The organism is Sphingobium sp. BS19 (assembly GCF_027925545.1).
In the GTDB taxonomy this organism is placed as follows: domain Bacteria; phylum Pseudomonadota; class Alphaproteobacteria; order Sphingomonadales; family Sphingomonadaceae; genus Sphingobium.
Genome location: NZ_BSEF01000008.1, coordinates 283,366 through 291,727 on the forward strand (window position 1 = coordinate 283,366; position 8,362 = coordinate 291,727).

13 protein-coding genes are annotated in these 8,362 nt (G+C 60.7%); 9 read left to right on the plus strand and 4 right to left on the minus strand.

The genetic code is table 11. The features are described 5' to 3' along the window. The first annotated feature begins 196 nt into the window (after window positions 1-196). Window positions 197-514, plus strand: coding sequence for a 4a-hydroxytetrahydrobiopterin dehydratase (locus QMG56_RS11590; RefSeq protein WP_281822666.1), 318 nt, complete (start codon window positions 197-199; stop codon window positions 512-514). Then, a complete protein-coding gene (locus QMG56_RS11595) occupies window positions 511-1,023 on the plus strand; it encodes a MaoC family dehydratase (protein ID WP_281822667.1) in 513 nt (170 codons plus the stop codon). Before QMG56_RS11590 ends, QMG56_RS11595 begins: the two co-directional genes overlap by 4 nt. A 339-nt stretch (window positions 1,024-1,362) precedes the next feature. On the opposite strand, the gene QMG56_RS11600 is transcribed toward QMG56_RS11595, so the two are convergent. The 3 genes from QMG56_RS11600 to QMG56_RS11610 all read right to left on the minus strand — a co-directional run bounded on the left by QMG56_RS11600 (window position 1,363) and on the right by QMG56_RS11610 (window position 3,575). Continuing rightward, window positions 1,363-1,584, minus strand: a complete 222-nt coding sequence (locus QMG56_RS11600) for an SDR family oxidoreductase (RefSeq protein ID WP_230187722.1) — start codon at window positions 1,582-1,584, stop codon at window positions 1,363-1,365. A 141-nt stretch (window positions 1,585-1,725) separates the two neighbouring features. Continuing rightward, a complete protein-coding gene (locus QMG56_RS11605; RefSeq protein ID WP_281822668.1) occupies window positions 1,726-2,352 on the minus strand; it encodes a hypothetical protein in 627 nt (208 codons plus the stop codon). Then, a complete protein-coding gene (locus tag QMG56_RS11610) occupies window positions 2,349-3,575 on the minus strand; it encodes a zinc-dependent alcohol dehydrogenase family protein (RefSeq protein ID WP_281822669.1) in 1,227 nt (408 codons plus the stop codon). Before QMG56_RS11610 ends, QMG56_RS11605 begins: the two co-directional genes overlap by 4 nt. Before the next feature lie 33 nt (window positions 3,576-3,608). Between QMG56_RS11610 and QMG56_RS23455 the strand changes: the two genes are divergently transcribed. The 5 genes from QMG56_RS23455 to QMG56_RS11630 all read left to right on the plus strand — a co-directional run bounded on the left by QMG56_RS23455 (window position 3,609) and on the right by QMG56_RS11630 (window position 6,615). Continuing rightward, complete coding sequence (locus QMG56_RS23455; RefSeq protein WP_375713683.1) at window positions 3,609-3,806, plus strand: hypothetical protein; 198 nt, start codon at window positions 3,609-3,611, stop codon at window positions 3,804-3,806. Between the two features lie 87 nt (window positions 3,807-3,893). After that, window positions 3,894-4,256: a hypothetical protein gene (locus tag QMG56_RS23460; protein ID WP_375713684.1), complete on the plus strand. Its 363-nt coding sequence runs from the start codon at window positions 3,894-3,896 to the stop codon at window positions 4,254-4,256. Beyond that, window positions 4,256-4,477 (plus strand): hypothetical protein, encoded by a 222-nt coding sequence (locus QMG56_RS11620; RefSeq protein WP_281822670.1) that lies wholly within the window; start codon window positions 4,256-4,258, stop codon window positions 4,475-4,477. Before QMG56_RS23460 ends, QMG56_RS11620 begins: the two co-directional genes overlap by 1 nt. Before the next feature lie 33 nt (window positions 4,478-4,510). Then, window positions 4,511-5,002 carry an Hsp20/alpha crystallin family protein gene (locus QMG56_RS11625; RefSeq protein ID WP_281822671.1) on the plus strand — a complete coding sequence of 164 codons (492 nt, stop codon included), beginning with the start codon at window positions 4,511-4,513 and terminating at the stop codon, window positions 5,000-5,002. Further along, a complete protein-coding gene (locus QMG56_RS11630) occupies window positions 5,002-6,615 on the plus strand; it encodes a bifunctional aminoglycoside phosphotransferase/ATP-binding protein (protein ID WP_281822672.1) in 1,614 nt (537 codons plus the stop codon). The genes QMG56_RS11625 and QMG56_RS11630 overlap by 1 nt, the downstream gene beginning before the upstream one ends. On the opposite strand, the gene QMG56_RS11635 is transcribed toward QMG56_RS11630, so the two are convergent. Continuing rightward, window positions 6,598-7,236 (minus strand): NAD(P)H-dependent oxidoreductase, encoded by a 639-nt coding sequence (locus tag QMG56_RS11635; RefSeq protein ID WP_230187727.1) that lies wholly within the window; start codon window positions 7,234-7,236, stop codon window positions 6,598-6,600. The genes QMG56_RS11630 and QMG56_RS11635 overlap by 18 nt on opposite strands. A gap of 430 nt (window positions 7,237-7,666) precedes the next feature. Here QMG56_RS11635 and QMG56_RS11640 point away from each other — a divergent pair, with 430 nt between their 5' ends. Together QMG56_RS11640 and QMG56_RS11645 are read left to right on the plus strand one after the other, a co-directional pair. After that, window positions 7,667-7,915: a YdcH family protein gene (locus QMG56_RS11640; RefSeq protein ID WP_230187728.1), complete on the plus strand. Its 249-nt coding sequence runs from the start codon at window positions 7,667-7,669 to the stop codon at window positions 7,913-7,915. A 2-nt stretch (window positions 7,916-7,917) separates the two neighbouring features. Next, window positions 7,918-8,232 carry a TraR/DksA C4-type zinc finger protein gene (locus QMG56_RS11645; protein ID WP_281822673.1) on the plus strand — a complete coding sequence of 105 codons (315 nt, stop codon included), beginning with the start codon at window positions 7,918-7,920 and terminating at the stop codon, window positions 8,230-8,232. The last annotated feature ends 130 nt before the right edge of the window (window positions 8,233-8,362 follow it).

Here is an 8,362-nt window from a genome sequence, read left to right on the forward strand (position 1 = left end):
GCCGTGCAATGCCTTTGCTGCGCGTTCGGTCTGGCGCAGGATGGCGCCCCGCAATCCTGCATCCGGCGGATGGTACGCGCCCTGCTGGCCGCCTGACCGTTGAGATATGCCGCGACGCGACCGCTGATCTACTGCAACGGCAATGGTCGTCAGCCCGGCACAATGCATAGCGCAAGCAGGCTATGGAGGAGAATTTATGGTCAGCGCACTCACGGCAGAGGAACGGCAAGGCTTGGCTACCGCGTTGCCGCTTTGGACAGCAACACCCGACCGCGACGCTCTAACGCGCACATTGCTGTTCGCCAATTTCCCGGAAGCCTTCGGTTTCATGGCCACCGTCGCCCTGATCGCTGAAAAGGCTGATCATCATCCTGAGTGGTCGAATGTCTATAATCGGGTAGAGATCGTGCTGACCACACATGACGCCAACGGCCTCTCACATCGCGACGTAGCTCTCGCCCAGGCGATCGACGCGGTTGCGCCATGGTCCATTACTGAGGGGCATCTCATATGACCCAGTCACCCATGTCGCTGGACGCTTTCAAGGCAATGGCTGGGGAGGCGTCTCACTTGTCGCGTTGGTTCATCGTGGATCAAACGCGGATTGACGCCTTTGCCGATGTGACCGAGGATCGTCAGTTCATCCATGTCGATCCGCAGCAAGCGGTCGCTACGCCTTTCGGCGGCACGATCTCGCACGGCTTCCTCAGCCTGTCGCTACTTTCGGCAATGTTCTACGATGCCGTCCCGCCTGTCGAAGGCGAAGGCATGAGCCTCAACTATGGCTTCGACAAAATCCGTTTTCTGTCACCGGTTCCTTCGGGCGACCGCGTACGGGGGCGGTTCGCGCTAAACCTGCTCGAAGAAAAGGCCCCCGGACAGTGGCAGGCGTATTGGGATGTTGTAGTGGAAATCGAACATGGCGCCAAGCCAGCGCTGATCGCCAAGTGGATAACCCGCAAAAGCATATCCGAACCTGTAGTGCACTGGGGGGCAGATGCTGGTGCGGCCGGGGAGGATTGAACTCCCGACTTACCTTACCAAGCTTGAGCGAGTGTTTCGAATAGTCGCTGCGAATCTAAGTCGATCGCTGGCGAGGCTTGGTGGCCAACCACCCTTTGTCCGAGGACCTGTGATCCTAGGGGCGGGGGACGGATACAGGGTGAAAAGCGTTGGCCGTCCAGAGCGGTTCTGCGGGCATCGTCAAGGAAGCGCAGCCCTTTCCGCATCTCCTTGCTCGATAGGTACATCCGGCGCCCGGGAGATATAGCCAGATGGCTCGCCTCATTGCTCTATATGCTGGGACTGATCGACAAACCAACCCCGGGTCAACTGCTGTACGACGATACGAACGTCGTCGGCCTACGCTTGTGCACGGTTGCGACTGGCGAACATCGCGCCAATTCCGGCATTGTTGACCAATATGTCGATCGGGCCGAGATCCCGGGTGACAGCAGCTACGCCCGCGGCGCAGGCGTCGTGGTCGGCGACCGAGAAGGAATAGGTTTTGATTCCGGTTCGCGTGGTAAAGGCTGCGGTGCGTTCGGCATTTCCGGCATATGTGGCCGCCACTCGGGAGCCCATTGCCTGAAGCGCTTCGCATATGGCCGCCCCGATGCCAGTCGTTACGCAATGATCCGGAGAGGCGCACAAGACAGGATGCTTGCATTCGCACGCCGGTTCGCGTGAAGGGCGCCCCAGATGGCTTGAGATCGAGATCGATGGTCAGCCGGCAATCGGAGGTCCGACAATGGGCGCTTCATCGTCAGGCGCGCGACGCAGTTCGGCGCGGAACGCATCGAGCCGTGTCCTATAGCCCTGCGCATCGCCAAATTCGAGAAACTCATAATAGCGCTGATGGGGATCGGAGATGCGGATGGCATGTTTGATTGGGCACCAATATTGCTCGGTCCGGCTGGAAATCTCGCGGGCATAGGCGATGACCCCGTTGCCATAACCGCAATAGAGGCAATTCAGCGCTTCGATCCGGTTCAGATAGGCAAGCCGGCCACGATCGAACGCCAGATAATCCGCCCTGCGCACCGGGACGATTCCATAAGCCCGAAAGCAGATCGCCTTATAGGCGCTCACCCAAAGATCGAGAAGCACCAACGGAACGATCATCGAATAGATGACGGGCGCGGTGAGGATGGTTGTGAAGGACGAGCGTGCAAGAAAAGTCGCGACACCCGTCCGCAAGCGGCGCTGTTCGGCCACGATACCCTGCTCAAAATGGACAAGGTGCTCCTTTAATGACCAGCCTAGCGCCTTGCGCTTGCGCTCTATCTCCCTGTCCAGTTCCGTCTGCAGGCGAACGATCTCGCGGGCAATCTCTTCCATGCGCGCCGTCATGGGGTGATGAGCACCTTGAGCGCATGTGTTTCCGCGGCGCGGCCGAAGGTGTCATAAGCCGCAAGGGTGTCGGCCAGCGAGAAGCGGTGCGTGATCAATTGGGTTGGATCGATCTTTTTCGCGGTCACGGTCTTGAGGAGCATCGGGGTCGATACCGTGTCCACCAGACGCGTCGTGATTGCTATGTTCTGCGACCATAAGCGCTCGAGATGCAGATCGGCCTTGACCCCGTGCACACCGACATTGGCGATGATCCCCCCGGGCGCCACAAGGTCCTGGCAAAGCTCGAAGGTAGCTGGCAGGCCGACAGCCTCCACCGCGGTATCGACGCCGCGTCCTTCCGTCAGCGCCTTGACGGCCGCGACGGGGTCGCCAGCCGTGCTGTTAATCACATCGGTCGCCCCGAAGCGCCTGGCGACATCCAGCCGGTTGTCGTCGAGATCGACCATGATGATCTGCGCCGGCGAATAGAATTGCGCCGTCAGCAGGCAGGCAAGGCCGATCGGCCCGGCGCCGACGATGGCCACGGTGCCGCCGGGCGACACCTTGCCGTTAAGCACGCCGCATTCAAAGCCCGTGGGGAGGATGTCGCTGAGCATAACCAGCGCTTCCTCGTCGGCACCGGGCGGAATCGGGTACAAGCTGGTGTCCGCATGGGGAATTCGGACATATTCCGCCTGCGTCCCGTCGATCATATTGCCCAGGAGCCATCCGCCGGTCGCACAATGGGAATACATTCCGCGCCGACAATAGGTGCAGCGACCGCAGGATGTGATGCAGGATATCAAAACATGGTCGCCCGGCTTGAAAGCGGTGACCCCTACGCCCACGCTTTCGATCACGCCCACGCCCTCATGGCCGAGGATTCGACCGGGCGTGCAGCTGGGCAAGTCCCCCTTGAGGATGTGAAGATCGGTACCGCAAATGGTGGTGTGGGTGATCCGTACGACTGCGTCGCCGGCATCGATGACGCAGGGTTTGGCATGGTCTTCGAGCGCCTTGGCCCCCGGTCCCTGATAGACAAGCGCTTTCATAATGAATGTCTGCCTCTGTCGATCGCGGCTCAGGAGAATTCCCCGCCGCTCGATCGCCTGATCGGCCAAAGAGGCTTGACGGAAAATCAGTAGATTCACGGACAGCGGCAGGCGAGCCGCGATCAGGCAGAGTTCACCGGTGCCACCCTCGATGGCGGCTATGCGACCCATGCCATCGCCCATGCCCATTTTTGCTTCGTCCTGCCTGAGCGCTTCTCCGACGTGGAGGCCGCGCCCCTGCTGTGTGCAGGTCTTATCGGCTGGTGCGCGCTACGCTATGCTGGAGACGCACGGAAGATCGTGCTCTACGGCTTCGGCGGCACTGCGCATATTCTGGCGCAGGTTGCCTTTTGGCAGGGCCGTGAGGTCTCTGCCTTCACGCGTGACGGCGACTTTGCCGGGCAGGCTTTTGCCCGGTAGTTCGGCTGCATCTGGGCGGGCGGCTCCAGCGATGCAGCGCCCGTTCCTCTCGATGCGGCTCTCATCTTTGCCCCGGTCGGGGCGCTCGTGCTCGTTGCGTTCCAGGCTGTCGACAAGGGCGGGACGGTGGCCTGCGCCGGCATCCACATGAGCGACATTTCGGCCTTTCCCTACGCGACTCTGTGGGGCGAACGTCGAATCGTCTCGGTCGCCAATCTCACGCGCGACGACGGCACATCGTTTCTCGAGGTCGCTGACCGGTCGGGCCTGAAACCAAGCGTCAGCTTTATCCACTGGACCAAGCGAACGACGCGCTCAAGGCGCTTCGCGCCGGTCAGATCGAGGGTGCAGCGGTTCTTGTGCCTAGCCTGCGCGCTCCTTAAGTATCACTACCAATATTGCTGCGCAAAGGTGGGCCATAATGTGGTCATGCTCGGCAGGAGGCGATAATGACTACCCAGCCAACCCCGAAGAACACGCTCCCCGAAACGCTCTGGCGCGAAGCCGAAGAATTGCTCGAGGCGCCCTTTCTCCTCGCCTCGGAGTGGTGGCTGACAGCCGCTCAGGCGCTCGTACATGCCCCCAAGCCGCACGAACATTGCGACGAACACAACCAACTAGTCGTGCCGGAGCCGTTCGACGCAGCCGATCAACCTGGGCTCTTCGCCTGACCTGCCGAGTTCACACCAAGAATGGAGCTAGCCATGAATGAGAGGATCCCCGTGAAGACCCGCACGCCCTCAGCCGGCAACTTGCCCGCGGATGGTGGGCCCATGCAATGGATCCGCAGCGAAATCGACCGCCTTTTCGAGGATTTTGGCCGTCCTGCGCCGAGCATCTTCAACTTCGGTCCCAGATCGACCGGCCTTGTTCCCGCGCTTGAAATGACCGTCGGGGAGAAGGAGTATCGCCTGTCCGTCGAACTGCCCGGGCTTACTGCCGACGACGTCCACCTCGAAGTGGTCGACGGCGTCTTGATTCTCTCCGGCGAAAAGAAGGAGCAGTCCGAACGCAAGGATGGTGGCTATTATATGAGCGAGCGTCGTTACGGCACGTTCACACGCCAGATTGCGCTTCCAACTGACGTCGATGCCAATGCGATCGGGGCAAAGTTCGAAAATGGTGTGCTGCAGGTCATTTTGGCCAAGGACGAAAAGGCAGCCGCCCGGTCACACAAGATCATGATCGAACATTGATGCCTGCGGCATCGGCCCCTGTTGAGCAACGCCATGGGGCCGATGTCTCGACTTGGCTGGCCTGCGGGGCGGCGTTCGCCGCTCTGGGGCCAGTCGAGCGTATCGATACCCATGCGGCAAGCATCTTTCTCCACGGCGACCGCGCCTGGAAAATCAAGCGTCCGGTCAACCTTGGCTATCTCGACTTCTCGACGCCTGAGAAACGCAAGGCCGCACTGGACGCCGAGCTTCGGCTAAATCGCAGGACAGCGCCCGATCTATACGTTGCTGTCCATCCAATCCAGGATGACGGGCAAGGCGGCCTCACGCTTGGCGGCGAGGGGCCGGCCAGGGACTGGGTATTGGAAATGCGCCGGTTCCCTGACGATGCCCTCCTTTCGCATGCATTGGCAAGAGATGCCGTCGATGACGGGGCTCTGGGCGATCTCGCCGATGCGCTGGTGGATTTCCACCGCAGGGCAGCCATTGCCGACGTGCCATGCGGATCGACGCGGTTGCGCACGGTCATCGACGGCAATGCCGGGGCGATGGCGCGCTTTTCGCAGCTGCTGCCACCCGACCGTGTCGCCGGTGTCAACCGGACGCTCTATGCGTCCCTCGACGACCATTCCCAACTCCTCAACGTACGTCGTCGCGAGGGTAAGGTCCGCCATTGTCATGGCGATCTGCATCTTGCCAACATCGCTGTGATCGATGGCCGACTGGTGCCGTTCGATTGCCTCGAATTCGATGATGAGCTGGCAACATGCGATGTTCTCTACGATCTCGCCTTCCTGTTGATGGATCTTTGGGAACAGGGGTATGCGGGTGCCGCAAACCTCATTTACAATCGCTACCTTGACCTTTCGGCCTTCGATGAGGCCGCTGTCGGGCTCATGCCCTTGTTCCTGGCCGTGCGCGCGTGCGTGCGCGCGCATGTCGAGGCGGCGCAGGCAAGGGAAGAGGGCGATGCTGGCGATGCGGCCAAGCGCGCGCTGCGCTACCTTGATTTTGCCGAGTGTGTGATGGCGGCCCCCGATCCGCGTCTCGTCGCGATCGGAGGCCTGTCGGGAACGGGCAAGTCTACGCTGGCCCGCGCACTGGGCTGCCATATCGGGCGCGCGCCAGGGGCCCGCATCTTGCGCAGCGATGTCCTACGCAAGCGGATCGCTGGCGTGGCGCCGGAGGTGCGGCTACCGCCCCGCAGTTACACGGCAGGCACCGCGCAAACCGTCTATCGCGAAATAGAGCGACTAGCCACGCAGGCACTCGCTGCCGGGCAGAGCGTGATCGCAGACGCTACGTTCAGACGGGATGACGAACGTGATCGAATTGCAGAGGTCGCGCGGCAAGCGGGCGTCGCTTTTCATGGGCTTTGGCTGCGGCTCGATGATCGCGAGCGGTTCGCGCGCGTCGAAGCGCGGCCGCCCGAAGCATCCGATGCGGATCTTACCGTGGCCCGGTCACAGACCGACGCCCCCGTCCCGCTTTCCGACCCCTGGACTTGCCTCGATACGGTCGGGACTGTCGCCAGCTTGCGGGCAAACGGTGCCGCCGCTCTGGGGCTTTCGCTGCGTCCACAGCATTCCGCAATCCCATGTGCGTGTGATCGCACCTCATTTCCGGTCGAGTGAAGGTAGGAGCAAAGCCGCCGCTGCCTCGCGGGCTTCTTCCTCAACGTCGAACAGACATTCGTCGATATAGCTCTTCTTGCTGTTCTCGACGATGTTCGGGAAATGTACGTGGCGTGCACTCGCGAGTGAAAATGCATGGCGTATATAGGTATCGAAGACGGTGCGTAGCGACTCGTAAGCGCCCTGCTCCTCAAGCCAGGCGCGGCTCGATCCCGACGAGGTGAAGCTGAGTAGAGCTTTCCCGGTCATCAGCGGATGCATCATCTGCTCGCGCACCGCGCGATGCGAGAAGCCAGCGCCGAACACGCGATCGACATAGCCCTTGAGCATTGCAGGCGGCAGGCCGAACCAGATCGGATAAATCAGAACGAAGATGTCCGAACCGGCAAGAAGAGAGAGCTCTTTTTCCACATCGTCCGCGAGCACTGAACCATTAGTGGACGGCCGTTCGGCGTCCTTGAGGACCGGATCGAAACCTATGGCGTAGAGGTCGCGCAAAACGACTTCATGGCGGGCGCGCTGTACCGCGAGCGCATAACGGTTCGCCACGGTGCAGGTAAAGCTGTCCCGGGAGGGATGGCAAACGATTATGCTATGCTTGGGTGTTTTGTGCGCGCTCATGGTTTTCCTCCTGTTCGCATCTAACGGGAACTTATGTGCGTCGCGCGGGATAAGATTTTGGGAGTGTTACGTAGAGGCTGCGCGCAGACCCCTACGCGAGAATCACAATAGAGTTGCGCAGGGTATGCCCCGCTGGCGTTGTTAATTGGGTTCCAGACCAAGACGATTCATCTGTCTCGGCCAGCTTCGACACCATGCGGCGCAGGCAAACCATCAGATACCGCCCGACTGAAGATTGGGCGGGGATTGCTTAGCTGCGTCCTCACCTCCAGCTGGCCATGGGTGAGCTGCATTTCATGTTAACGGGCAGCCTTCGTGGCCGACATCCGGAACATCACGTACCGACACCGAGAGACGGACCCGGCAATAGGGGGCGCTCGGCGCAAAACTTCATATCATCACGCTTAGGAATGGATGGATTGGATTGTACATGAGTGAACTTGGTAACGATCTCCACGCGTTGTTTCCCGCGCAAATTGCAGTGCTGCACAGCCTCAAGCTCAAAAGCGAACATTACCGCTCCCTTGCACGTCAACACCATGAGCTTGTTCAGGCGATCGGACAGATCGAAAGCGGGAACCAAGCTTGTTCTGACGACCGTCTCGAGGGTCTTAAAAAGCAGCGACTGCATCTGCTGGATGAGATAGCCGAGATGATTGCCGAGCATCAGGTCGCCTGACGATGGACGTTGTCAGCATCCGTGATCGCCTTGCCTCGCGGCTGGGCGCACTCGACATAGAGGTCGAGCGTCTCGAAGCGGAGCGGCGCGAACTTCTAGACGATGACTTTGAGGAGCAGGCGGTCGCGATGGAAGGCCACGAAACGCTCACGGCGATTGAGCGGGCCGCTCTGGGAGAGGCTGCGCAGATCAAGGCAGCGCTCGCGCGCCTACAGGCCGGAACCTATGGGCTTTGCGGAGTCTGCGGTGAACCCATAGCCTCCGCTCGGCTGGAGGCGCTGCCAGCTGCCTCGCGATGCATCGCATGCGCGGAGTAGCTAGTCATCTGGAACTGAAGTAAGCATCATTGTATATGCTCTTGTCAGACAGGTGGGAGCGTTGATGGTGGCGGGTAGACAGGCAGATTTGGTCGTATTGAGTGGCGAGGACCGGACGTTTCTCGAAGCC

Coding starts and splice junctions, on each gene's coding strand:
- QMG56_RS11605 (WP_281822668.1), bottom strand. CDS start 2,352: ATGACGGCGCGCATGGAAGAGATTGCCCGCGAGATCGTTCGCCTGCAG.
- QMG56_RS11645 (WP_281822673.1), top strand. CDS start 7,918: ATGGACGTTGTCAGCATCCGTGATCGCCTTGCCTCGCGGCTGGGCGCA.
- QMG56_RS11595 (WP_281822667.1), top strand. CDS start 511: ATGACCCAGTCACCCATGTCGCTGGACGCTTTCAAGGCAATGGCTGGG.
- QMG56_RS11640 (WP_230187728.1), top strand. CDS start 7,667: ATGAGTGAACTTGGTAACGATCTCCACGCGTTGTTTCCCGCGCAAATT.
- QMG56_RS11610 (WP_281822669.1), bottom strand. CDS start 3,575: ATGGGCATGGGCGATGGCATGGGTCGCATAGCCGCCATCGAGGGTGGC.
- QMG56_RS11620 (WP_281822670.1), top strand. CDS start 4,256: ATGACTACCCAGCCAACCCCGAAGAACACGCTCCCCGAAACGCTCTGG.
- QMG56_RS11590 (WP_281822666.1), top strand. CDS start 197: ATGGTCAGCGCACTCACGGCAGAGGAACGGCAAGGCTTGGCTACCGCG.
- QMG56_RS11600 (WP_230187722.1), bottom strand. CDS start 1,584: ATGGGCTCCCGAGTGGCGGCCACATATGCCGGAAATGCCGAACGCACC.
- QMG56_RS11625 (WP_281822671.1), top strand. CDS start 4,511: ATGAATGAGAGGATCCCCGTGAAGACCCGCACGCCCTCAGCCGGCAAC.
- QMG56_RS11635 (WP_230187727.1), bottom strand. CDS start 7,236: ATGAGCGCGCACAAAACACCCAAGCATAGCATAATCGTTTGCCATCCC.
- QMG56_RS11630 (WP_281822672.1), top strand. CDS start 5,002: ATGCCTGCGGCATCGGCCCCTGTTGAGCAACGCCATGGGGCCGATGTC.